Here is a 21602-nt window from a genome sequence, read left to right on the forward strand (position 1 = left end):
TCGATACAATCACTGCCCCTCTGCAAGGAACGCCCGATGTCCGCCCGTCAGCAACTGCTGGATCTGCTCGAACGTCTCGACGCCCGTGACCCGGAACACCTGCCGGTGGTGCCGCTGGTCACGTACTTCGAAGGCAACGATTTCGAAGAGTGCATCGCACCTAACCAGTGGGGCTACGGCCGCCCGCCGATCGCCGAGCTATACGCACGCCTGGCCGCGATTGCCGCAATGCCCGAAGTGGAAGGTGTCTACGTGGGCTTGCACCAGGATTGGGGCAGTGCGCTGGAAGACGACAGCGAATGGCCTGCGGCGGAGAACGTGCACGTGCTGACCAGCACCGACACGGCAACCGTGGAAGGTTGGCTGCAGGGCTTGGAATGCGATGGCGTCGGCGAAGGTTGGCCATATGGACAGCACATCGATGCACCGGTGCCGTCTGCGGGCAATCGCGTGCTGACCGTGTTCTGGGATTAGTAGATCCACGCCATGCGTGGATGAATCTCCATCGAAATCGAATAGTCGACAATTCATCGAAGAGCATCCACGCATGGCGTGGATCTACTGTGTCGACCAAGGTCGACACCCACCAACAGCGGCGGGAACCTGTCGAAGGCGGGGCGGGTCCGGTTACGGGGGTGTCCGCGGCATGGATGCCGCGGCCAAGCCCCCAGGGATGGGTTTACGGCGTCCCCCGCAACCGGACCCACCCCGCCATCCCACGGAATCCCCGCTGTTGCTGTTGAGGTTGCCGGCCAGCAGCCGGCACTACCGCTTCGGCGGGTGCAGGGCGCAGCCCTGCCGAACCAACCCCTACCTTCCCGGCAACTGGGTAAACGCGCGCTGCATGCAGTCCTCGCGCGGGCACACCCGGCAGCCCGGCCCGATCGACACTGAATTACCCGGGCTCTGCACGTCCAGCCCCAGCGAATACACCAGCCTGTCGGCATGCTGCAGGTCACAGCCCAGTGCCACCGCGAAGGTCTTGCGTGGCTGGCCGTGGCCCACCGGGCCGCTGCTGACCTGCCGTGCCAGCCAGAAATGACGGCGGCCATCGGGCATGCGCGCGGTCTGGGTGAGGATGCGTCCGGGCTGGTTGAACGCCTCGTAGACGATCCACAACGGGCACGAACCGCCCACCTGCGAGAAGTGGAAATCGGTGGCCGAGTGGCGCTTGGACACGTTGCCGGCGCGGTCCACGCGGATGAAGAAGAACGGCAGGCCCGGCGCGCTGCGGCGTGCCAGCGTGCTCAAGCGATGGCAGACCGCCTCGAATCCCACGCCGAACTGGTGCGCCAGCAGCTCGATGTCATAGCTGCTGGCCTCGGCCGCGCGCAGAAAGCGCATGTACGGCATCACCAGCGCGCCGGCGAAGTAATTGGACAGGCCGACGCGTGCCTGCGCGATGCGGGCCTCGTCGGTGAAGCCGGTGCGCGCGATCACCGCGTCGATCTGCGGCAGATAACCGCGCAGTGCGAGCTCGACCGCCATCTGGAACGCCTGCTGGCCCGGCTCCAGGTAATCGGGCAGCCACAACGTGCGGCTGCCGGCATCGTACTGGCGCTTCTCCCGGCCGGCCTGCAGCGCGGCCACTTCCACCAGCACACCGTGGCGATCGGCCAGCAACTGGCGCAGCCGGGGTGCCACGTGTCCCGGCGCCAGCCCCCATTCGGCGAACAGCTGCTCGGCCAGTTCATCCAGTTCGGGGATGTGGTTGTGCATGCGGTTGAAGAACTCGCGCACTTGGTCACCGGCCGGCAGCGTGCTGCCGGCGCCTGGCTCGCCCAACTGGAATTCCAGCGCGGCGGCATGTTCGCGCAGCGCCAGGTGGCGGCGGTGCAGGTCCAGCAACGCGCGGCTGACCTGCGGCAGGTTGCCGGCCAGCGCCCGCAGTTCGGTGGCGCTGACGTCGGCCAGGCCCAGGTCGCGCAGGGTCTCACCCAGCGACTCCTGCAGCGCGGCGGGCTCATTGTCGTCGAACAGGGCGGAAACATCGCCCAACACCTCGCCCAGCTTCTTCTGCACCGCAGGCGTCAGCGGGCGCTTGTTGCGCTCGATCTGGTTCAGGTAGCTGGCCGACAGCCCCAGTGCGCGGGCAAGGTCGGCCTGGCTATAGCCGCGCTGCTCGCGCAGGCGCAGCAGACGCAGACCGAGTTGGCGCTGGGGGGCTGAATAATTCACAGAATTAACAGTAATCGTGGCGGGCATTGGCCAGATTAAGCGGATTCAGCCCGGAAATCGAGGCGGGTGCTGTGAATAATGCCAAGCATCTTTCGCACCCCGTGGATTGTCGTCATGACTGTTGCAGCGCCCCGTATCCGCATGCTGATCGATGGCCAGTTCGTAGAATCGGCCACCTCCCACTGGCAGGACGTGATCAATCCGGCCACCCAGGACGTGCTGGCCCAGGTGCCGTTCGCCACCACGGGTGAAGTCGACGCGGCCGTGGCCGCCGCCAAGGAAGCCTTCAAGACCTGGCGCAAGACCCCGATCGGTACCCGCGCGCGCATCTTCCTGAAGTACCAGCAGCTGATCCGCGAAAACATGAGCGAGCTGGCGCACATCCTCACCGCCGAACAGGGCAAGACCCTGCCGGACGCCGAAGGCGATGTGTTCCGCGGACTGGAAGTGGTCGAGCATGCAGCCGCCATCGGCAACCTGCAGCTGGGCGAACTGGCCAACAACGTGGCCAACGGCGTGGACACCTACTCGATCATGCAGCCGCTGGGCGTGTGCGCAGGCATCACCCCGTTCAACTTCCCGGCGATGATCCCGCTGTGGATGTTCCCGATGGCCATCGCCACCGGCAACACCTTCATCCTCAAGCCGTCCGAGCAGGACCCGATGGTCACCATGCGCCTGGTCGAGCTTGCCTTGGAAGCGGGCATTCCGAAGGGCGTGCTGAATGTCGTCCACGGTGGCGAAGAAGTGGTCAACGCCATCTGCGACCACCCCGACATCAAGGCCGTTTCGTTCGTCGGTTCCACCCGCGTCGGCACCCACGTGTACAACCGCGCCTCGCTGGCCGGCAAGCGCGTGCAGTGCATGATGGGCGCCAAGAACCACGCCGTGGTCTTGCCGGACGCCAACAAGGAGCAGACCCTCAACGCGATGGTCGGCGCCGCTTTTGGTGCGGCTGGCCAGCGCTGCATGGCCGCCTCGACCCTGGTGCTGGTCGGTGAAGCGCGCGGTTGGGTGCAGGACCTGGTCGAGAAGGCCAAGACCCTGAAGGTCAGTGGTGGCACGGTCGCCGGCACCGACGTCGGTCCGGTCATTTCCTGCAGCGCCCGTGAGCGTGTCGAAGGCCTGATCGCGTCGGGTGTGGAGCAGGGCGCCAAGCTGGTGCTCGATGGCCGCAAGCCGCAGGTCGATGGGTTCGAGAAGGGCAACTTCGTCGGCCCGACCATCTTTGCCGGTGTCACCACCGACATGCGCATCTACCAGGATGAAATCTTCGGGCCGGTGCTGGTCATCCTCGAAGCGGAAACGCTGGATGAGGCCATCGCCATGGTCAACAGCAACCCGAACGGCAACGGCACCGCGCTGTTCACCCAGAGCGGTGCAGCCGCACGCCGGTTCCAGGAAGACATCGACGTCGGCCAGGTCGGCATCAACGTGCCGATCCCGGTGCCGGTGCCGCTGTTCTCGTTCACCGGTTCGCGCGCTTCCAAGCTCGGCGACCTGGGCCCGTACGGCAAGCAGGTGGTGCTGTTCTACACGCAGACCAAGACCGTCACCGCGCGCTGGTTCGACGACGAGACGCTGAGCCACGGCGTCAACACCACGATCAGCCTGAAGTAACAGCAGGGAGCAGCCATGAGCCACTCGATGACGACGGAACAGGAAGAAGCGCAGCAGGCGTACCGCGAAGCGGCGCGCGACTTCGCACAGGCCGAACTGGCGCCGCACGCCGCGCGATGGGATGCGGAGGGCATCTTTCCGCGCGAGGCGATCGCCAAGGCCGGTGAACTGGGCTTCTGCGGTCTGTACATGGACCCGGAAGTAGGTGGCAGCGGCCTGAGCCGACTGGACGCCGCCGTCGTCATCGAGGAGCTCGCCAACGTCGATCCGTCGACCGCGGCCTACATCAGCATCCACAACATGGCCTCGTGGATGGTGTCCAAGTGGGGCCAGCCGGCCCTGCGCGATGCATGGGGCAATGACCTGTCATCGGGCAGCAAGCTGGCCTCGTACTGCCTGACCGAGCCGGGTGCCGGTTCGGATGCGGCCTCGCTGAAGACCAGCGCCGTGCGCGATGGCGATTTCTACGTGTTGAATGGCTCCAAGGCCTTCATTTCCGGCGCCGGTGCCACCGAACTGCTGGTGGTGATGGCACGCACCGGCGGTGCTGGTGCAGGCGGGGTCAGCGCGATCGCCGTGCCAGCCGACCTGCCGGGCATCAGCTACGGCCGCAAGGAAGAGAAGATGGGCTGGAACAGCCAGCCCACCCGCGGCATCACCTTCGAAAACGTCCGCGTGCCGGTCAGCCATCTTCTGGGAGAGGAAGGCGGCGGCTTCAAGCTGGCGATGAAGGGGCTCGATGGTGGCCGCATCAACATCGCCGCCTGCTCGCTGGGTGCTGCGCAGGGTGCGCTGGATGCAGCGCGCCGCTACATGGGCGAGCGCCGCCAGTTCGGCAAGGCGTTGTCCGAATTCCAGGCACTGCAGTTCAAGCTGGCCGACATGGCCATCGAGCTGGTCGCGGCGCGGCAGATGGTGCATACCGCTGCGCGCAAGCTCGATGCCGGTGCCAGCGATGCCAACGTGTGGTGCGCGATGGCCAAGCGTTTCGCCACCGATGCCGGCTTCAACATCTGCAACGAAGCCCTGCAGATCCACGGTGGCTATGGCTACATCCGCGAATATCCGATCGAGCGCCTGCTGCGCGACAGCCGCGTGCACCAGATCCTGGAAGGCACCAACGAGATCATGCGGGTGATCGTTGCCCGTCACCTGCTCAACACCGAAGAGGAACTGCGATGAAGGATTGGCGTACCCAGGAGCACGTGGGCCTGAAGGTCGAGGCCGATGGCCACACCGCCGTGGTCACCCTGAACAACCCGCCAGCGCATACCTGGACCGTGCACAGCCTGTCGGCGCTGCGCGACCTGGTGGGCGCGCTCAACGCAGACCGCGACATCTACGCGCTGGTGATCACCGGTGACGGCGAGAAGTTCTTCTCCGCCGGTGCCGACCTCAACCAGTTTGCCTCCGGCGACAAGGCGGCCGCACGCGAAGCGGCGCGCCGTTTCGGTGAAGCCTTCGAGGCGCTGTCCGCGTTCCGTGGCGTATCGATTGCCGCGATCAACGGCTACGCCATGGGCGGCGGCCTGGAATGCGCGCTGGCCTGCGATCTGCGCATCATCGAAGACCATGCCCAGGTCGCGCTGCCGGAGGCCACCGTTGGCCTGCTGCCGTGCGCCGGTGGCACCCAGAACCTGCCGCGCCTGGTCGGCGAGGGCTGGGCCAAGCGCATGATCCTGCTCGGCGAGCGCATCAACGCTGAGACAGCGGTGCGGATTGGTCTTGCCGAAGAAAAGGTCGGCAAGGGCGAATCCAAGGCGCTGGCACTGGAATGGGCGAAGAAGGCTGGCAAGCAGAGCCCGACCAGCATCGCCGCCTGCAAGACCCTGGTGCAGTCCACCCGCACCGGCACCCATGCTTCAGCACTGGTGGCCGAGCGCGAGGCCTTCGTCGATCTGTTCGACACCGCCGATCAGGTCGAGGGCGTGAGTGCCTTCCTTGAAAAGCGCGCCGCGCAGTGGAAGAACGCATGACCGCGGTTGACACGAACGTTGCCGAAGCACCGGTACTGTTCGAAGAACGCGCCGCTGGCAACGGCACGCGCATCGGCATCGCCACGCTCAACGCACCGCGTACGCTCAATGGCTTCTCGCTGCCGATGGCGCACCTGCTGCTGAAGCAGCTCAACGCCTGGGCCGACGACGACGGCATCGCGCTGGTGGTGCTGCAGGGCGCGGGCGAAAAGGCATTCTGTGCCGGCGGTGATCTGCACAGCCTGTACCAGAGCATGCTCGCCTACCGCGAGGCCGGCCACACGGACATCCGCGAGAACGACTACGCCGCCGAGTTCTTCGACGTCGAGTACCGCGTCGACTACCTGATCCATACCTACGCCAAGCCGATCCTGTGCTGGGGCCATGGCATCGTGATGGGCGGCGGCATCGGCCTGATGTCCGGCGCCAGCCATCGCGTGGTCAGCGAGCGTTCCAAGCTGGCCTTCCCGGAAATCACGGTCGGCCTGTTCCCTGACGTGGGTGGCAGCTGGCTGCTGCCGCGTGTGCCGGGCAACGGCGGCCTGTTCCTGGCCCTGACCGGTGCGCTGCTCAACCCCGGCGATGCGATCTATGCAGGTTTGGCCGACGTGCATGTGGCCGAGGAGCGCCGCAGCGCGGTGTTCGATGCGCTGCTGCAGGTCGCGTGGTCGGCCGATGCCGCACGCAACCACGAGCGCCTGTCGCAGCTGCTGCTGTCGTTCGCCAGCGACGCGGCTACCGGCCCGCTGCTGGCCAATGCCGCGCAGGTCGATGCGCTGTGCGAAGGCGATGATCTCGCCGCCATCGTCGAACGCATCAGCACCCTGCAGACCGATGACGCCTGGTTGCAGGCCGCACAGAAGACGCTGGCTGCCGGTGCGCCGGGTTCGGCACGGCTGGCCTTCGAACTGCAGCGCCGCAGTGCTGGTCAGGACCTGGCGAGCGTGTACCGGCTGGAATACATCACGGCCCTGCATTGTGCTGCGCATGGCAATTTTGCCGAAGGCATCCGCGCGCTGCTGATCGACAAGGACCGCACTCCATCGTGGAACCCGGCCACGTTGGTCGATGCCAGCCGCGCATGGGCCGATACGTTCTTCGCTTCTCCCTGGGCCGATGCCGCGCATCCGCTGGCCGACCTGGGTACCCCTGTCGCTGAAAGGAGCCTGGCATGAGCCGCATTGCATTCATTGGGTTGGGCAACATGGGTGGCCCGATGGCCGCCAATCTGGTCAAGAACGGCCACACCGTGCGCGTGTTCGATCTGGTGCCGGCTGCTGTACAGGCCGCAGTCGACGCGGGCGCCAGTGCTTCTGCATCGGCACGCGAAACCCTGGCTGACGCCGAGGTGGTGATCTCGATGCTGCCGGCCAGTCGCCACGTCGAAGGCGTGTACCTGGGCGACGACGGCATCCTTGCCGCGATTCCCGCCGGTGCGCTGGTCATCGACTGCAGCACGATCGCCCCGGCCAGCGCGCGCAAGGTTTCCGAAGCGGCCGCCGCACGAGGCCTGCAGATGATCGACGCGCCGGTGTCCGGCGGCACTGCTGGCGCGCAGGCTGGCACGCTGACCTTCATCGTCGGTGGTGAGGAGGACGCGCTGGAACGCGCCCGCCCGGTGCTGCAGGCAATGGGCAAGAACATCTTCCATGTGGGCGCCAGTGGCGCCGGCCAGGTTGCCAAGCTTTGCAACAACATGGCGTTGGGTGTGATCATGGCCGTCACCGGCGAAGCCATCGCGCTTGGCGTGGCGCACGGGCTGGACCCCAAGGTGCTGTCGCAGATGATGGCGGTCAGCACTGGCCGCAGCTGGGCTACCGAAGTGTGCAACCCCTGGCCGGGCGTGCTGGAAAACGCACCGGCGTCGCGCGGCTACAGCGGCGGCTTCGGCAGCGACCTGATGCTGAAGGACATGGGCCTGGCGGTGGAAGCGGCGATGAGCGTCGGCGCCTCGATCCCGCTGGGCGAAGTGGCCCGCAATCTGTATTCGATGAATCACCAGGCCGGCCGCGGCAAGCTGGATTTCTCCAGCGTCGTGCAGCTCATTACGAGCGAGAAGTGACCTGGTAGTACCGGCCGCTGGCCGGCAACCTCATGCCCCCTTGCGGGACAGCGAAGGTGGGATGGGCGGATGCACGGTTTCGACCGGCATCCGCCCATTTTTTTGCCCAGTCGTTTGGTAGTGCCGGCCGCTGGCCGGCATCACCGCATCAGGCAACGATCAGCGTCACGTCGATGTTGCCGCGGGTAGCGTTGGAGTACGGGCAGACGATGTGCGCCTTCTGCACCAGCTCTTCCACCTGCTCGCGCGGCACGCCCGGCACGTTGATGGTCAGCTCGGCTTCGATGCCGAAACCGGTCGGGATCTGGCCGATGCCGACCTTGCCGGTCACGGTGGTGTCGGCCGGCAGTGCGACCTTGGCCTGGCCGGCGACGAACTTCAGTGCGCCGAGGAAGCAGGCCGAATAGCCCGCAGCGAACAGCTGTTCCGGATTGGTGCCGGGGCCGCCAGCGCCGCCCAGCTCGCGCGGGGTCGACAGCTGGATGTCCAGCACGTTGTCGGAGGACACGGAACGGCCTTCGCGGCCGCCGGTGGAGGTGGCCTGGGCGGTGTACAGAACCTTTTCGATGGACATCGGGATGCTCCTGGTCAGTGGGTGGGTGGTGCGTTGGAGGCTACTTTGCCCGGATTCTGCACACGTTGGGTTACAACAAGTCCGAAAAATTTGATTGAACGTCCTGCCAGCCTAGATCGTCCATTCCCGGTCAGTGGTGAACATGATGGTCAGCCAGCGGTCCGGCGACGATTCGCCCAGCGCATCACCGATTTCGTCGCGCAGGTGGTCCCACTCCAGCAGGGGCCGCGGTGGGTCGTCCTCGCGCACCACGAAGAACAGCTCGATCTGTTCACCACGGCCTACCTGCGCCACATAGCTGCGGTGTTCGACGAAGCCGTGCTTTGCAACGATCGCCCGCGCCACCGCATCCACGTGCGCCTGCAGTTCCGGCGGCGTGACCAGCAGGATGCCGGCCAGCGCGCGCCGCACCGTGCCCAGCGGCGCGATCATCACCAGCACGCAGACGAATGCCAGGATGGCCGGATCGATGTACGGTCCGACCCATGCCCACGACGTGCCGTGCACCAGCACACCGCCGAGGAAGGCCGCCAGGTAGCAGGCCGACATGCTCGCGGCGATCACCCAGTTCTTCGCATCCAGCGCGATGAACTCCGAGCCGATGCGCCGGTTCGCACGCAGCACGAACCAGGCCAGCGCGCTCTCGGCCACGATCGACAGCGCCGCGAAAATGATCGCGGGGCCAAGCGCGATCTGCCGCCCACCGGACATCAGCGCATCGATCGCATTGACCAGTGCATACAGCGCTGCACCAATCATCAACGTACCGCTCACTCCCAGCACGATCGGTTCCAGGTGCCAGAACCCCATGGTGAAGCGCTGGTTGAGGCGCGACTGCAGGGCGTCGGTCTGGGTGGACAGCGCGATCAGCCGCGCGACCAGCAGCGACAGCCAGGTCATCACCACGTCGATCAGGCCGTAGATGCCATCGAAGATGATCAGCGAAGAATTGGCCAGCAGGCCGAACACCACCGCCGCTGCAGCCAACAGCAGCGAGCCGACGATGGACAGGCGCAGCACGCCCTGTTCGGTGCGTGTATCGAAATAGCGTTCGGTGGTGGCAGGCATGCGGGAATCCAGCGGTGAACGCGCTGCGGAAGCGGCGCTACACCATTCTATCCAGACGACCGCACGCCTCTGTGACCGCACTGACGCAGGCCCCGGAAAAGTCACCAGACTGGTGACGGTTTACGGATTGACGGGTGCACACCTGCAGCGTATCTTTTCAACCACGATGACATACAAGCCTCTGGCGACCGCCGGGGGCTTTTTGCGTTTATGCCGCCCGCGGCGCCTTGTCATCGTGCTTGCGGCCCTGCCATTCCTGGTGGGGCCGTTTCTGTTTCCGCCCCGACCCTGCCCCTTTTCGCGCCGTCCTAGATGACAGCGTGCGGCGTAGCCGCGTGCGCAGGGTCGGGGCATCCAACATCCATCAACGAAGGAGGATTCGATGCCCCTGCTGACACTTGAGCAGTGCCGCACGCACTGCCGTATCGACGGCGACTACGACGACGCGATCCTGGGCGACCTGCTGGCGGCCGCAACCGACGCGGCGTCGGCCTACCTGGGACGGACGCTGTTTGCCGACCAGCCGGCACTGGACCTGGCGCTTGACCAGTTGCCGCAGGACATGGCGGCGGCGGTGACCGGGCATGAAGCCGCGGTTGCCGCCGCCAATGCCGAGACCAACGCGGCCAAGGCAAAGGCCATGCGCGACGTTGCTGATCGCCGCTTGGCCGTGGCCACCGAGCGCAGCGCGAAGTTGCTGCAGGGCCTGCCGGCCAACGACAGCATCCGCGCTGCAGTGCGCCTGCTGCTGGGCCACCTGTATGCGCATCGGGAAGCGGTGGTGGTTTCCACATCCGCCATCGACGTGCCGATTGGCAGTGTCGCCATCGCGATGGCGCTGCCGTTCGGCGTCGCCGCGCTGCTCGATCCCTACCGACTGGCGGCGACCCCATGAACGCCGGTCACTTCAACCGTCGCATCCGCATCGAGCGCCAGGATGGGCGCGTAGATGCGTGGGGACAGCCGCTGGATGCCTGGCAAGCGGTGGCGGAACTATGGACCGCCATCACCGCCGATGCCACCGACAGCGTGCAGCGGCTGACGCTTGAGAGCCGACTGCCGGCAACGATCCGCCGCCAGCGGTTCCATGTCCGCCTTGCGGCCGCGCGGCAGGCCGGCATCCAGGCTGGCATGCGCATCGTGCACGACGGCAGGGTCTTCGACATCACCGGTGTTGCCCCGGACTTCAGTCGGCGCCAGACCACGGTGCTGTTCACCGAACAGTCTTCAGGCACGGCCTGAGTGACGCCAACCAGGACACTGCGATGAGTTACGAAGCACAGCTGCATGCGTTGCTGGGCCCCCTGCTGCAGGGCCGGCTGCATCCCGATGTTCCGCCGGAACCGGTCATCTACCCGTGTGCTGTCTACCAGCAGGTGGGTGGACAGTCCGTGTGGTTCAACGAAGGTTCCATTCCCGGACAGAAACACGCTCGCGTGCAGCTGACGGTCTGGGCAGACAGTCGCGCCCAGGCCAACACCCTGATCCGCGACATCGAAGACAAGGTCTGCGCGGGACTGCCGACGGCCGAGTCATTCGGCGCTGCAATCGCCGTGCATGAACCCGTGCTGCGCAAGTACGGCGCGCGGCTCGATTTCGGCCTGTGGTACGCCGACCTGTAAACCGCTTCATCCGTGCAACACCCCAACCCGGCAACCGCCGGGTTTTTCTTATCCAACGAGGAAATACACCATGGCACTCAAGCTTCCCAAGGGCACCCAGTTCGGCTTCGCACCGGTCATCTCCACCGCTATCGCTACCACCGCCATCTCCAAGGCCGCGCCGGCACTGGCCAGCGTCGCCGCCAACAGCGTCGACACCGGCGATGTGGTGGTCATTGAACTGCCGGGCTGGCCGGCCCTGAACAACCGTGCGACCCGTGCCGGTGCTGAAGCCACCGGCAGCGTTGAACTGCTGGGCATCGACACCACCGACAACGTGCTGTTCCCCGCCACCAGCGGTGCCGGCGTGCTGCGCAAGGCCGGTGTCTTCGTCGACCTGGACCAGCAGGGCGACCCGACCACCGCCGGTGGCGAGCAGCAGTACTGGAGCGGCACGCTGCTGGAGGACCCGACCGGCCGCCAGGTGCAGATGCCGACCTTCAAGAACGCCAAGACCATCACCCTGCCGCTGTTCTACGATCCGAAGAAGCCGTGGTACTCGGCCCTGAAGAACGTCGACGCCAAGGGCGAACCGGTGATCCTGCGTGCCAAGCTGGTCGGCGGCGACGTGCTGTACTGGTACGGCTACCTGAGCTACAACGGCGACCCGACCATGGCCGCCAACACCCCGATGGGCACCACCGCGACCTTCACCGCGCTGGCTGACTCCATCCTGGTCGAGGGCGCCTGATGTTCCAGGTAAAGGCGCCGGAGAGTTTCAGGAGCACCCTGACCATCATCGGTCACGGTCGCGAGCAGAAGCTCAACCTGACCTACCGTCATCTGCCGGTGGCTGACTACGCCAGTCTGCTGGAGCGGTTGGCCGAGGACGAGCTGAGCGTGGCACAGGCGATCCTGGACATCGTGGTGGATTGGGATGCCGATGTGGCGCTGGACACCGCCGGCGTCGAGCTGGCGCTGCAGCAGCAGGCCGGCCTCGATGGCGCGATCATCGGTGGCTACACCCAGGCCCTGCAGGTCGCACGCAAGGGAAACTGATCGAGGCGGTGGGGGCCCTGTACTGGCGGGCCCCCACCGAATCCGAGCTGATGCAGCTTGGATTGAAGGCAAAGCACTTTCCGCCACCACAGGTCGAGTTGTGGCCGGAGTGCGTGCTTCCCATCGAACTTTTCTCGCGGGTTGCCACCCAGTGGCGCGTCGGCGCAGGTGGCCCGATCGGGCTGGACTACAACGTGGTCTACCAGGAGCTGGAGCGCGAGGCACTCGCGCCGGACAAGCGCGATGAAGTGATGGCGGGAATCCGCATCATCGAACGCGCGGCTCTGGAGCACATGCAACAGCACTAAGCCGCCATCGGCACCTGCCGATGGCTCTATCATGGCCCCGCCACCGCGCGGGGCCTCCTTCATGCCAGGAGAATTTCATGAGCGATACAACGCTCAGTGACTCGGCTGCCGCTGTCAAGGTCAGCGCGATCGTCGCCTCCGCCGCACAAGCGGCAACGCAGAGCGTGAGCCAGCTCGCCACCGCTGCACAGCAGCTGCCCGTCCAGCTCACCCAGGCCACGGTGCTGCACCAGGCACTGAATACTGTCATGAGCAGCAGTGTTTCCATGATGAGCACACTGGTGCAGCAACTGACCGCGACGGCAATGAAAGCGGCTGCCACGCAGGCAGCTATCGAGAGCCGACAGGCCAACCCTCTGAGCACGGGTGCGCTGGGCGTCGCGCCGTTTGCTTCGATCAACGTACCCGACTTCGTTGAAAAACAGCGGAAGTACGGCAGTGGAATGCTCAACGGCGTGCCCCTGCTTCCGCCCGAGAAGAAAGAAGCGACTGAAGAAGCAGATAAGAAGACGGGCTTTGCCGGTGCAGGAAAAGGCGTGGAGGCTGCATTTGACAGCTATCTGAGCAAGGCTGAAGACACCGCGACAACGACGAAGGCTGCCTTCGACAAGGCCTTCGCCGGCGCCGAGACGGCGCTCTACAAGTTCGTGACCACGGGCAAGTCCGGCTTCCGCGACCTCACCAAGGCCATCATTGCCGATCTCGAACGCATCGCCCTGCAGCAGGCGATCGTATGGGGGGTGAAGACCATCGCCAGCTTCTTTGGCGGAGCCAGCGCAGCACCCAGTTCCAGCTTTGCGAGCGGGTTCGGCAACAACACGGGCTGGTTGAGCGGCGGCAACATGACACCCAATGCACTCGGCGGCGTCTATGCATCGCCCAGCCTGTCGGCTTACTCCGGTGGCATCTACAACACCCCGCAGTTGTTCGCCTTCGCCAAGGGCGCAGGCGTATTCGGTGAAGCGGGGCCTGAAGCGATCATGCCGCTGCAGCGCGGGCCCGACGGGCGCCTGGGAGTGGCGGCACACGGTGGCGGTGGCGGTGTGGGAGTCAACATCCGCATCGACAACAACGGCGGCAAGGAAGTCACCAGCAACGAAAGCATGCTGCAGCAGTTCGGCAACGAGATCGGCCAGTTCGTGGAACGCAAGTACCGCGACCTGCAGATGCGTGACATGAAGGCTGGCGGCGTCCTCAGCAGGAGTGCAGCACGATGACCGACACCTTTACCTGGGCAGCAACCAGTCAGAGCACCGGCACCACCACCGCCACCGTCAAGCGTGCACGGTTCGGCGATGGATACGCTCAGGCCGCGCCGGATGGGCTCAATGCCCGCCTGCGCAGCTACCAGCTGCAGTTCGTCGGCAATCGCAGGACGATCAGCGAGATCGTGGCCTTCCTGGATGGCCATGTGGGCCAGAGCTTCTTCTGGCGAGGCCCGCTGGGAACCGGTCTGTACGGCTGCGACACCTATACCGACAGCCATCTGGGTGGATCGGTGTTCAGCATCACCGCGACGTTCGAACAGACGTACCAGCCGTAGGAGATGGCAATGGCAAGGAAAATCATCGACCTCGATTCCGTTCAGCCGAACGGAAAGCGGGGTGAAACACAGCGCCCGGCATTCACCAAGATCAATGAGAACTTCGCGGAGGTCTACGATGCCTTGGTCGACGTGGCGAAGATCCCGGAGACCGTGGACGATGCCATTACTGAGCGCGTCCCGGGAAGAAATCTCCTCATCAACGGTGGCCTGCAGTTCTGGCAACGCCGGAACTCTGGCCGGGTCGGCAGCGGGGCAGGAACGCTCGGGGCGGAAACATTCTTCGCCGATCGCTTCTCCAACTCTGCGTTGAACTGCAGCCAGGACATCCAGCGCGTGGTGTATGACGGCCAGCAGATCGGCTATCCGGACGACACCCGCTCCATCCTTGTCTGCACGGTCTCCGGGGCCGTCGCCAGCAGTGGTGCCTGGATGGGGCAGAGGATCGAAGGTGTGCGCAGTGCCGGCGGCGCAATCACGATTTCGGTCTGGGCGAACGGCGACGTGGCCGGCCGCAAGGTGGGGGTGCGGGTCATCCAGGACTTCGGAACCGGTGGGTCGCCTGCGGCACAGACGTCCACCGAGGCGGGTGTGCTGACGTTGACCACCGGGGCAACGCGGCAGTCGCTTACCGTTACGTTGCCGAGCACCAAGGGCAAGCAGCTGGGTAGCAACGGCAACGACCACATCTACGTGGTCTTCGATCTCTGCGCCGGTGGCTACGGAGGTGCACTGGCAGGCCAGAACGGTTCATTCGGTTTCACCCAGTTCCAGGTCGAATCCGGGCGTGCCGCGACGCGATTCGATTGGCGACCACCCGGCGTGGAACTGGGCCTGTGTCAGCGCTATTACGAGAAGAGCTACAACCTGGAGATCCAGCCCAATACGCCGCACAACGAGGGCCGCGAGGCATTCTCGCTGAATACCCAGGGGACGGCCCACTACCAGAGCGTGCGATTCCAGGTCAGCAAGCGCGCCCATCCGTACGTGATGATCATTTCCGCTGATACCACCCAGCAGGATGGACACATCGCCGAAGACAACGTGTCTCGCGTTCCCTGCCTGGTCAACTACGCATCTCCATCCGGCTACGAAGTGAGCTGGACCAACAACCCAGGCCGATGGGGCGGGTGGTGGCACTGGTGGGCCGACGCTGAGCTCTGATCAGAAAAGGCCAGCCCATCAAGGGCCACGACGTTGTACCTAGCGGCCATCCGGACTTCAGGAAACCAGCAATGGCAAGAAAGACGATCGACCTTGATTCCGTTCAGCCGAATGGAAAGCGAGGTGAAACACAGCGCCCGGCGTTCACCAAGATCAACGAGAACTTTGCGGAGGTTTACGACGGTCTGGATGATGTGCAGAACGTAATCCGAGAGACGTTGGATGGGGCCACCGGTCTGCGGATCTCAGTGGGGAACCGCCTGATCAATGGTGCCTTCCGCTTCTGGCAGCGAGGGTTGAGCCGGACGGTTGTTTCCCCTCTTGCGGTGTATGTTCCGGACAGGTTCCAGATCGTGTGCACCGGTGCCGGGCAGATAGCGGCAAGCCGGCAGGAATTTGCAACACCGGAGTTCGGTGTAGCCAGCTACATGAACTGCGATCTCTCCGGATCGGCGGCCTCCACCGAGGCGTTCTTCACCCAGCCGGTAGAAGGTGTACAGACACTGGCAGGCTCGAAGGTGACGTTGAGCATGCAGACCTGGGCGAGCACGCCCGGGAAGAAGATCGGTGTGCGCTTCATCCAGAGTTTCGGGACGAATGGATCGACCGACGTCATCATTCACGCCCAGGCACAGGAGATCGGAACGGCAGCATCCCTACGCTCCTTCACTGTTGATCTGCCGAGCATCACAGGCAAGAAAGTGGGGCCGAACAGCAAGCTCCATGTGATCGTGGACCTGGCCGCTCCGGCGGCCTACGCAGGTGCGCTCACGGCTCAGTCTGGCTCCTTCTCGTTCACCTGCATGCAGCTGCAGAAGGGCGCCGTGGCAACCGAGTACGAGCATCGCAACGATTCGGAGGAGCTGCTTCTGTGCCAGCGTTACTACGAGAAGAGCTACAACGTCGACGTTGCTCCGGGAACTGCCGATGGTGCCGGTCGAGACAACCAGTTCTATGACCGGTCGGTCGGTGTAAGCAGTACATCGCATATCCGATGCCGGGTGCTGAAGCGGGCGACACCGGCCTACACCGTCTACAGCGATGTCACCGGCGCGGCCGGAAGAATAGCGGGTGCAGATGGTGGCGTTGGCACAGTTACCGCGATCGTCAATCCAGGCCAGTCCGGCGCGCAGGTCAATTACGTTTCGGCTGCGGGAACCTGGGGTTCTTCCTTCCATTGGACGGCGGACGCGGAGATCTGACATGTATCAACTTACCGACCAAGCCGACATCATCAAATGCACGGAGACCGGCACCTTCATTCCTCGCGGACACTGGATGTGGGGGGGCTACCAGGAGTGGCTGATGGCCGGAAATGTAGCGCAGCCGGCTCCGCCTCCTTACGCAGTCAATTCGCCCGAACATCAGCGGGTGCTGCGTGGGCACGCGTGGGAATGGATGCTGACGCACATTCAAGCGCGCGGCTACGACTCCATCGAGAGTTGCTGCAGCTACATCAACAGCTCCGTTCAGCGCTTTGCCCAGGAGGCTGTCGCCATGGTCGCCTGGCGTGATGCGGTGAGCATTGCCCTGCAGCGAATGGCGATCGAGTGCACGGACGGAGTGCAGACCTGGGAGCAGCTGAAGGTGTTGTTACCACAGCCCGAGGCATTCGAATGGCCAGCAGCGGACGCTGCCTAGTGACCCACAAACGCCATTGTTGCCATCGTGCCTGAGGCATGTCGTAGGCAACGAGGACCAGAACATGACAAGAAGGATAATCGACCTCGATACCATTCAGGCGAATGGTAAACGGGGTGAAACACAGCGCCCGGCCTTTACCAAGATCAACGAGAATTTCGCCGAGGTGTATGGCGCCTTGGGCAGTGTTGCGACCATCGTGGAAGACGTCGAGCAACTGAAGACGGAGATCCAGGCTGAAGCAGACCAGGCAAAGGCGGAGGTTCAAGCGGCCATCAGAACGCTTCCAGCTGCTGTTGACAATGCCATTCATGGGCGCATTCCCGGCAAGAACCGGCTCATCAATGGCAATTTCGACTTCTGGACAAGAGGAACGCCGGTGACGCAGACCGGCTATGGTCCGGATCGGTGGTTCGTTCAGATTGGATCGATGGTCGACGCTGGGCTTTTTGCAAACAACAACGTGCCAGGGGACGGTGTATTCGGTGATGCGCGTCTCTCGATGGGTGCCAATTCAAACGACAACAGCGATGCCTTCGGGCACTACTTTGTGTTCGAACAACGGGTTGAGAATGTCCGCACGTTTGCTGGCGTACTCAGCACTGTGTCCTTCACCGTCTACAACTCAGGGGCACCTGGGCGAAAGATCGCGGTTGAGTTCCTGCAGAATTTCGGTACCGGTGGCTCAGAGACGATACTGGGGTTGAACGCAGAGGTCTTCAGCCTGGATGTAGGTATCAACCACATCAGCAAGACGACCACGCTACCGTCGGTCTCCGGCAAGACAGTGGCGAGCACGAATCACTACGCGGCAGTGGCCGTGTGGCTGTCATCCGGTAGCGGATTCGACGTGCGGAACGCCGGTCTCGGGGCACAGTCGGGGCAGCTGTTCTTCGGGCAGTTGCAGTGGGAGGAGGGAGGCACGGCGACCGGCTATGACACCCGGCTTCTTTCCCATGAAGCAGCGCTGTGTGGCTGGTACGCGCAGCGCATCGACATCAATGCGGGAGACGCATTTTCGGTGTGTACGGCCCTGGGGCAGTTCGACTGCGTAGGCCAGCTGGCATTTCAACCGATGCGCAGCAAGCCCTCGGCGCGGACCCTTGGCAGCGGTGTGAACATGACCGGATTTGGCATCAACGGTGGCAATGCTCCTGGCTCGTCGTTCAACGTCATCCCGGTTTCGGTATCGGGCGCGGCGATCACAGCTGGCGTTGCAACAGGTGGCATGTCACCAGGTGCCTCGGGCTATGTCGCGCCGAAATCCGGTGGCATCAGCATCATCTTCGAGGCCGAGATCTGAGGCACTCAGCGCTGGCCATAGTGGCCAGAGCACCAGGGCCAGCCGCAGTGCGGATCGCCCAGAAACGGGAACACAGCAATGGCTAGAAAGACAATCGACCTCGATACCATTCAAGCGAATGGTAAGCGAGGGGAAACACAGCGCCCGGCGTTTACCAAGGTCAACGAGAATTTCGCCGACGTCTACGCGGGCCTGGACGAGGTCCAGGCAGTGGTCGACAGCCTGGACAGCCGCATGGCAGGCCGTAACCGCCTGATCAATGGCGACTTCCGGGTGTGGCAACGTGGAAGCACCTTCGCCGCTGCGACAGGGGCGCGCTACACCGCAGATCGATGGCGGGTGAATGCGCAGGGCAGCACCATCTCGGCATCACGCGACGATATCGCCGCAGGTGGCGGTGCAGGTGGAAGGTTGCTTGCGGGCTCCAGGCACATGCTGAAGCTCGCCGTTGAAAGCGCTGCAGGTGCGGACAACATGGCACTGGTCCAGCAGCGCATCGAGGACGTGCGGACGTTCGCCGGGAAACGGGTCACGATCAGCTTCAAGGCGCGGGCCACGGTCGACAATTTCAAGGTCGGTCTTGAGTTCCAGCAATCCTTCGGCACCAATGGATCGACGGCCGCTGACAGTATTGGCGGTGCGATCACGCTCGATACGATGTGGCGTTGGCATCAGTTGACCGTGGATGTCCCTGGCATCGCCGGCAGAACCCTTGGAACCAACGACTACCTGCAGCTCAGCCTGTGGCTTGACGCCGGCGCCACCTTCGCCGGCCGCGCCTTCGGGGCGGGGCAGAAGAGTGGCGTGGTCTATCTGGCTGAAGTACAGATCGAGGAGGGCGATACCGCGACCGACTTTGATCGCCGGCCGGAGGCACTGGAACTGCTGTTGTGCCAGCGCTACTACGAAACGGTCGAGGTGAACCGGATCCTGGGCATCACCTACACGGCAAACGGCGATTCACGCGCCTGCATCCCGTTCAAGGTGCGCAAGCGGGTGCCGCCCATTACCGCCTCACCACCTACGGCGCTCAATCTGGTGGGTTTCGGCTCCGAGGGCAGCCTCATCAACTTCAACGGCGGGAATCCCGGCTGGCAGTCCACCGTGGACGCGGCCGTGCTGTCGTCGATGTCCAACAACATGCAGCAGTGGGGCGCTGTGGTGGTGTGGTCAACCACATCGCAGATCCTTGTGTACGCCGATGCGGAGCTCTGATCCATGAGCGAGTCCACCACCGAAGCCGGTCGCATCGCCTGCTTCACCACCAATGCCTCACTGCGCCCCGGGCACCACCTCATCGTGCCATGCGGCCCGTCCGCCCAACCCTTACCACCTCTTCCCGTCGCCGCACAGGAGACCCACTCATGATCACCGCCGATGCCCAGCAACTCGAGCCGGGTGGCCGCATTACCGTCTTCGAACTGGACGCCAGCAGTTTCGGTGCCGACCAGCTGTTCTTCCACGCACACCTGCAGAGCGGTGTGATCACCTGGCAGGGTCAGGAATACGGCCCCTGGCCGATCGAAGCCAGCGGCTTTGAACGAACCAGCGACCAGCCGCCGAACCCGAAGCTTCGGGTCAGCAACATCGATGGCCGCATCACCGCGATGTGCCTGCTGTTCGATGATCTGGTCGGCGCCCGCGTCATACGCCGGCAGACGCTGGCCAAGTACCTGGATACTGCCAACTTCGAAGAGGTCAATCCGACTGCCGACCCCGCCGAGCACTTCCCCGACGAGGTCTGGTTCATCGAGCGCAAGATTGGCGAAGACAAGCAGACGGTTGAGTTCGAGCTGACTACAGCCATCGATCTCAACGGCGAACAGCTGCCCGGCCGGCAGATCATCGCCGGCATGTGTGGTTGGCTGGTACGCGGTGGCTACCGCGGCCCTTACTGCGGCTACAACGGTCCCGCAGTTGCCGATGGCGACGACGTTGCCACCGACGATCCCGCCCGCGACCAGTGCGGCGGCCGTGTGCGCAGCTGCAAGATGCGCTTCGGCCAGGACAAGCCTTTGCCCTATGGTGGCTTCCCGGCGGCCGGTCTGCTTCGCTCCTGATCCAGCGCTTCCGATTCTCCACTTCCAGGCCCGCTCGCGCGGGCTATTTTTTTGGGTGAAACATGCAACCAACAACCCTGCAGGCCATACAGGCACATGCCGTGGCCGAGTACCCGCGCGAGTGCTGCGGGCTGATCGTGGCCATCGAAGGCCGCGAGCACTATCTGCCGTGCCGCAACCTCGCGGGCACGCCCAGTGAACACTTCCGCCTGCCGGCCGAGGACTATGCCGTCGCCGAGGACAAGGGCGAGGTGCTGGCCCTGGTGCACAGCCATCCGGACGCGGCGGCCACACCGTCGGACGCGGATCGGGTGATGTGCGAGCACAGTGGCCTGACCTGGCACATTGTCAGCGTCGGTCAGGTGGACGGCGAGGCGCCCGAATGCGGTGATCTGCAGACCATCCATCCGGCTGGCTATGTCGCGCCGCTGGTCGGCCGCCAGTTCGCCCACGGTGTGCTGGACTGCTACAGCCTGGTGCGTGACTTCCACGAACGTGAACTGGGCATTTCGTTGTCCGACTACACCCGCGACGACGACTGGTGGGACAAGGGCCAGGACCTGTACAGCCTTGAGCGACTGCATGCGGAAGGCTTCGACCTGATCGAAGGCGAGCCGCGGCGGGGCGACATGATCCTGATGCAGATCCGCTCGCCGGTGACCAATCACGCCGGCGTCTACCTGGGCGACGGGCAGATGCTGCATCACCTGCATGGCCGCCTGTCCGAAACCGTGCCCTACGGCGGAATGTGGGCCGAGCGCACCCGTTGCATCGTCCGCCATCGCGAGGTGCGCCATGACTGACCGTCTTCGTACCATCCGCCTGTACGGCAAGCTGGGTGCGCGCTTCGGGCGCAAGTTCCGGCTGGCGGTGAACAGCCCGGCCGAGGCCATCCATGCGTTGTGCGTGCTGGTGCCCGGCTTCCAGCAGTACCTGATGGGCGCCAAGTCCAAGGGCATGGAGTTTGCCGTGTTCAACGGCAAGCAGAACCTGTCGCGGGATCAGCTGCACGATCCGCCGGGACAGGATGACATCCGCATCGCGCCGGTGATGGTGGGCAGCAAGCGGGGTGGTGTGCTGCAGACGATCATGGGCGTCGTCATGGTTGTAGTAGGTGTGATCATGCTCTACACGCCTGCCGCAGCATACGGACCCAACGTCATCGTCGCCGGCGCCAGCATGATTGCCGGTGGTGTCGTGCAAATGCTCTCCCCCCAGCCAAAAGGCCTGGGCGCAAAAGACAGCCCCGACAACGCCCCCAGCTACAGCATGAACGGCACCGTCAACACCCAGGCGCAGGGCAATCCCGTACCCGTCGCTTACGGCGGGCATGACAAGAAAGGCATGTTCATCGGCTCGGCCGTGATCAGCGGCGGCATCCTGGCGGAGGACCAGTTTTGAACCAGATCATTCAAATCAAACCGCGCGAGCGCGGTGCACCCCCG

At 64.3% G+C, this 21602-nt stretch carries 25 protein-coding genes; 22 read left to right on the forward strand and 3 right to left on the reverse strand.

What is annotated here, in order from left to right; genetic code table 11:
* Window positions 1-36: 36 nt before the first annotated feature.
* On the forward strand, window positions 37-474 hold the full coding sequence (locus CR156_RS20980) for a hypothetical protein (RefSeq protein WP_100554428.1): 438 nt from the start codon (window positions 37-39) through the stop codon (window positions 472-474).
* Window positions 475-810: 336 nt separating this feature from the next.
* On the opposite strand, the gene CR156_RS20990 is transcribed toward CR156_RS20980, so the two are convergent.
* A complete protein-coding gene (locus tag CR156_RS20990; RefSeq protein WP_100554430.1) occupies window positions 811-2178 on the reverse strand; it encodes a helix-turn-helix domain-containing protein in 1368 nt (455 codons plus the stop codon).
* Between the two features lie 114 nt (window positions 2179-2292).
* Between CR156_RS20990 and CR156_RS20995 the strand changes: the two genes are divergently transcribed.
* The 5 genes from CR156_RS20995 to mmsB are packed head-to-tail and all read left to right on the forward strand — an operon-like array spanning window position 2293 to window position 7836.
* Window positions 2293-3798, forward strand: a complete 1506-nt coding sequence (locus CR156_RS20995; protein WP_100554431.1) for a CoA-acylating methylmalonate-semialdehyde dehydrogenase — start codon at window positions 2293-2295, stop codon at window positions 3796-3798.
* 15 nt (window positions 3799-3813) lie between these two features.
* Complete coding sequence (locus CR156_RS21000; RefSeq protein WP_100554432.1) at window positions 3814-4980, forward strand: acyl-CoA dehydrogenase family protein; 1167 nt, start codon at window positions 3814-3816, stop codon at window positions 4978-4980.
* The gene (locus tag CR156_RS21005) at window positions 4977-5774 is read left to right on the forward strand and encodes an enoyl-CoA hydratase (protein WP_100554433.1); all 798 of its coding nucleotides are present in this window, start codon (window positions 4977-4979) and stop codon (window positions 5772-5774) included. Before CR156_RS21000 ends, CR156_RS21005 begins: the two co-directional genes overlap by 4 nt.
* A complete protein-coding gene (locus CR156_RS21010; protein WP_100554434.1) occupies window positions 5771-6949 on the forward strand; it encodes an enoyl-CoA hydratase/isomerase family protein in 1179 nt (392 codons plus the stop codon). The genes CR156_RS21005 and CR156_RS21010 overlap by 4 nt, the downstream gene beginning before the upstream one ends.
* The gene (mmsB, locus tag CR156_RS21015; protein WP_089241468.1) at window positions 6946-7836 is read left to right on the forward strand and encodes a 3-hydroxyisobutyrate dehydrogenase; all 891 of its coding nucleotides are present in this window, start codon (window positions 6946-6948) and stop codon (window positions 7834-7836) included. The genes CR156_RS21010 and mmsB overlap by 4 nt, the downstream gene beginning before the upstream one ends.
* Window positions 7837-7984: 148 nt before the next feature.
* Here mmsB and CR156_RS21020 read toward each other — a convergent pair whose 3' ends face one another.
* Window positions 7985-8410, reverse strand: a complete 426-nt coding sequence (locus CR156_RS21020) for an organic hydroperoxide resistance protein (protein WP_004153735.1) — start codon at window positions 8408-8410, stop codon at window positions 7985-7987.
* Window positions 8411-8521: 111 nt separating this feature from the next.
* A complete protein-coding gene (locus CR156_RS21025) occupies window positions 8522-9478 on the reverse strand; it encodes a cation diffusion facilitator family transporter (RefSeq protein WP_100554435.1) in 957 nt (318 codons plus the stop codon).
* 382 nt (window positions 9479-9860) lie between these two features.
* On the opposite strand from CR156_RS21025, the gene CR156_RS21030 reads away from it, so the two are divergent.
* From CR156_RS21030 to CR156_RS21105, 16 genes are all read left to right on the forward strand, one after another.
* Complete coding sequence (locus CR156_RS21030) at window positions 9861-10373, forward strand: head-tail connector protein (RefSeq protein ID WP_100554436.1); 513 nt, start codon at window positions 9861-9863, stop codon at window positions 10371-10373.
* Window positions 10370-10720, forward strand: coding sequence for a head-tail adaptor protein (locus CR156_RS21035; RefSeq protein ID WP_100554437.1), 351 nt, complete (start codon window positions 10370-10372; stop codon window positions 10718-10720). The genes CR156_RS21030 and CR156_RS21035 overlap by 4 nt, the downstream gene beginning before the upstream one ends.
* 23 nt (window positions 10721-10743) lie before the next feature.
* Window positions 10744-11100, forward strand: a complete 357-nt coding sequence (gene gp17, locus CR156_RS21040) for a tail completion protein gp17 (protein WP_100554438.1) — start codon at window positions 10744-10746, stop codon at window positions 11098-11100.
* A 70-nt stretch (window positions 11101-11170) separates the two neighbouring features.
* Window positions 11171-11830 carry a phage tail protein gene (locus CR156_RS21045; protein ID WP_100554439.1) on the forward strand — a complete coding sequence of 220 codons (660 nt, stop codon included), beginning with the start codon at window positions 11171-11173 and terminating at the stop codon, window positions 11828-11830.
* A complete protein-coding gene (locus CR156_RS21050; RefSeq protein ID WP_100554440.1) occupies window positions 11830-12138 on the forward strand; it encodes a phage tail assembly chaperone in 309 nt (102 codons plus the stop codon). The genes CR156_RS21045 and CR156_RS21050 overlap by 1 nt, the downstream gene beginning before the upstream one ends.
* Window positions 12139-12188: 50 nt before the next feature.
* A complete protein-coding gene (locus CR156_RS21055) occupies window positions 12189-12446 on the forward strand; it encodes a DUF1799 domain-containing protein (RefSeq protein WP_100554523.1) in 258 nt (85 codons plus the stop codon).
* 164 nt (window positions 12447-12610) lie between these two features.
* Window positions 12611-13663, forward strand: a complete 1053-nt coding sequence (locus CR156_RS21060) for a phage tail tape measure protein (RefSeq protein WP_243382162.1) — start codon at window positions 12611-12613, stop codon at window positions 13661-13663.
* Window positions 13660-13989 (forward strand): phage tail protein, encoded by a 330-nt coding sequence (locus CR156_RS21065; protein WP_100554442.1) that lies wholly within the window; start codon window positions 13660-13662, stop codon window positions 13987-13989. The genes CR156_RS21060 and CR156_RS21065 overlap by 4 nt, the downstream gene beginning before the upstream one ends.
* Before the next feature lie 9 nt (window positions 13990-13998).
* Window positions 13999-15153, forward strand: coding sequence for a hypothetical protein (locus CR156_RS21070; RefSeq protein ID WP_100554443.1), 1155 nt, complete (start codon window positions 13999-14001; stop codon window positions 15151-15153).
* 71 nt (window positions 15154-15224) lie between these two features.
* Entirely contained in the window at window positions 15225-16355 is a 1131-nt protein-coding gene (locus tag CR156_RS21075) for a hypothetical protein (protein ID WP_100554444.1), read from the forward strand.
* A gap of 1 nt (window position 16356) precedes the next feature.
* Window positions 16357-16794 (forward strand): hypothetical protein, encoded by a 438-nt coding sequence (locus tag CR156_RS21080; protein WP_100554445.1) that lies wholly within the window; start codon window positions 16357-16359, stop codon window positions 16792-16794.
* A gap of 64 nt (window positions 16795-16858) precedes the next feature.
* Window positions 16859-18097 carry a hypothetical protein gene (locus tag CR156_RS21085; RefSeq protein WP_100554446.1) on the forward strand — a complete coding sequence of 413 codons (1239 nt, stop codon included), beginning with the start codon at window positions 16859-16861 and terminating at the stop codon, window positions 18095-18097.
* Between the two features lie 78 nt (window positions 18098-18175).
* Window positions 18176-19312, forward strand: a complete 1137-nt coding sequence (locus CR156_RS21090) for a hypothetical protein (RefSeq protein ID WP_133120125.1) — start codon at window positions 18176-18178, stop codon at window positions 19310-19312.
* A 149-nt stretch (window positions 19313-19461) separates the two neighbouring features.
* The gene (locus CR156_RS21095) at window positions 19462-20157 is read left to right on the forward strand and encodes a phage minor tail protein L (protein WP_100554448.1); all 696 of its coding nucleotides are present in this window, start codon (window positions 19462-19464) and stop codon (window positions 20155-20157) included.
* A gap of 62 nt (window positions 20158-20219) precedes the next feature.
* Window positions 20220-20960, forward strand: a complete 741-nt coding sequence (locus CR156_RS21100) for a C40 family peptidase (RefSeq protein WP_100554449.1) — start codon at window positions 20220-20222, stop codon at window positions 20958-20960.
* Window positions 20953-21558 carry a tail assembly protein gene (locus CR156_RS21105; protein ID WP_100554450.1) on the forward strand — a complete coding sequence of 202 codons (606 nt, stop codon included), beginning with the start codon at window positions 20953-20955 and terminating at the stop codon, window positions 21556-21558. Before CR156_RS21100 ends, CR156_RS21105 begins: the two co-directional genes overlap by 8 nt.
* Window positions 21559-21602: the final 44 nt, after the last annotated feature.

The organism is Stenotrophomonas lactitubi (genome assembly GCF_002803515.1).
Taxonomy (GTDB): Bacteria; Pseudomonadota; Gammaproteobacteria; order Xanthomonadales; family Xanthomonadaceae; genus Stenotrophomonas; species Stenotrophomonas lactitubi.

Excerpts from the sequence above, each read along its gene's own strand:
- CR156_RS20980 (WP_100554428.1), top strand. The coding sequence starts at position 37 with ATGTCCGCCCGTCAGCAACTGCTGGATCTGCTCGAACGTCTCGACGCC.
- CR156_RS20995 (WP_100554431.1), top strand. The coding sequence starts at position 2,293 with ATGACTGTTGCAGCGCCCCGTATCCGCATGCTGATCGATGGCCAGTTC.
- CR156_RS21000 (WP_100554432.1), top strand. The coding sequence starts at position 3,814 with ATGAGCCACTCGATGACGACGGAACAGGAAGAAGCGCAGCAGGCGTAC.
- CR156_RS21005 (WP_100554433.1), top strand. The coding sequence starts at position 4,977 with ATGAAGGATTGGCGTACCCAGGAGCACGTGGGCCTGAAGGTCGAGGCC.
- CR156_RS21010 (WP_100554434.1), top strand. The coding sequence starts at position 5,771 with ATGACCGCGGTTGACACGAACGTTGCCGAAGCACCGGTACTGTTCGAA.
- mmsB (WP_089241468.1), top strand. The coding sequence starts at position 6,946 with ATGAGCCGCATTGCATTCATTGGGTTGGGCAACATGGGTGGCCCGATG.
- CR156_RS21020 (WP_004153735.1), bottom strand. The coding sequence starts at position 8,410 with ATGTCCATCGAAAAGGTTCTGTACACCGCCCAGGCCACCTCCACCGGC.
- CR156_RS21025 (WP_100554435.1), bottom strand. The coding sequence starts at position 9,478 with ATGCCTGCCACCACCGAACGCTATTTCGATACACGCACCGAACAGGGC.
- CR156_RS21030 (WP_100554436.1), top strand. The coding sequence starts at position 9,861 with ATGCCCCTGCTGACACTTGAGCAGTGCCGCACGCACTGCCGTATCGAC.
- CR156_RS21035 (WP_100554437.1), top strand. The coding sequence starts at position 10,370 with ATGAACGCCGGTCACTTCAACCGTCGCATCCGCATCGAGCGCCAGGAT.
- gp17 (WP_100554438.1), top strand. The coding sequence starts at position 10,744 with ATGAGTTACGAAGCACAGCTGCATGCGTTGCTGGGCCCCCTGCTGCAG.
- CR156_RS21045 (WP_100554439.1), top strand. The coding sequence starts at position 11,171 with ATGGCACTCAAGCTTCCCAAGGGCACCCAGTTCGGCTTCGCACCGGTC.
- CR156_RS21050 (WP_100554440.1), top strand. The coding sequence starts at position 11,830 with ATGTTCCAGGTAAAGGCGCCGGAGAGTTTCAGGAGCACCCTGACCATC.
- CR156_RS21055 (WP_100554523.1), top strand. The coding sequence starts at position 12,189 with ATGCAGCTTGGATTGAAGGCAAAGCACTTTCCGCCACCACAGGTCGAG.
- CR156_RS21065 (WP_100554442.1), top strand. The coding sequence starts at position 13,660 with ATGACCGACACCTTTACCTGGGCAGCAACCAGTCAGAGCACCGGCACC.
- CR156_RS21070 (WP_100554443.1), top strand. The coding sequence starts at position 13,999 with ATGGCAAGGAAAATCATCGACCTCGATTCCGTTCAGCCGAACGGAAAG.
- CR156_RS21075 (WP_100554444.1), top strand. The coding sequence starts at position 15,225 with ATGGCAAGAAAGACGATCGACCTTGATTCCGTTCAGCCGAATGGAAAG.
- CR156_RS21080 (WP_100554445.1), top strand. The coding sequence starts at position 16,357 with ATGTATCAACTTACCGACCAAGCCGACATCATCAAATGCACGGAGACC.
- CR156_RS21085 (WP_100554446.1), top strand. The coding sequence starts at position 16,859 with ATGACAAGAAGGATAATCGACCTCGATACCATTCAGGCGAATGGTAAA.
- CR156_RS21090 (WP_133120125.1), top strand. The coding sequence starts at position 18,176 with ATGGCTAGAAAGACAATCGACCTCGATACCATTCAAGCGAATGGTAAG.
- CR156_RS21095 (WP_100554448.1), top strand. The coding sequence starts at position 19,462 with ATGATCACCGCCGATGCCCAGCAACTCGAGCCGGGTGGCCGCATTACC.
- CR156_RS21100 (WP_100554449.1), top strand. The coding sequence starts at position 20,220 with ATGCAACCAACAACCCTGCAGGCCATACAGGCACATGCCGTGGCCGAG.
- CR156_RS21105 (WP_100554450.1), top strand. The coding sequence starts at position 20,953 with ATGACTGACCGTCTTCGTACCATCCGCCTGTACGGCAAGCTGGGTGCG.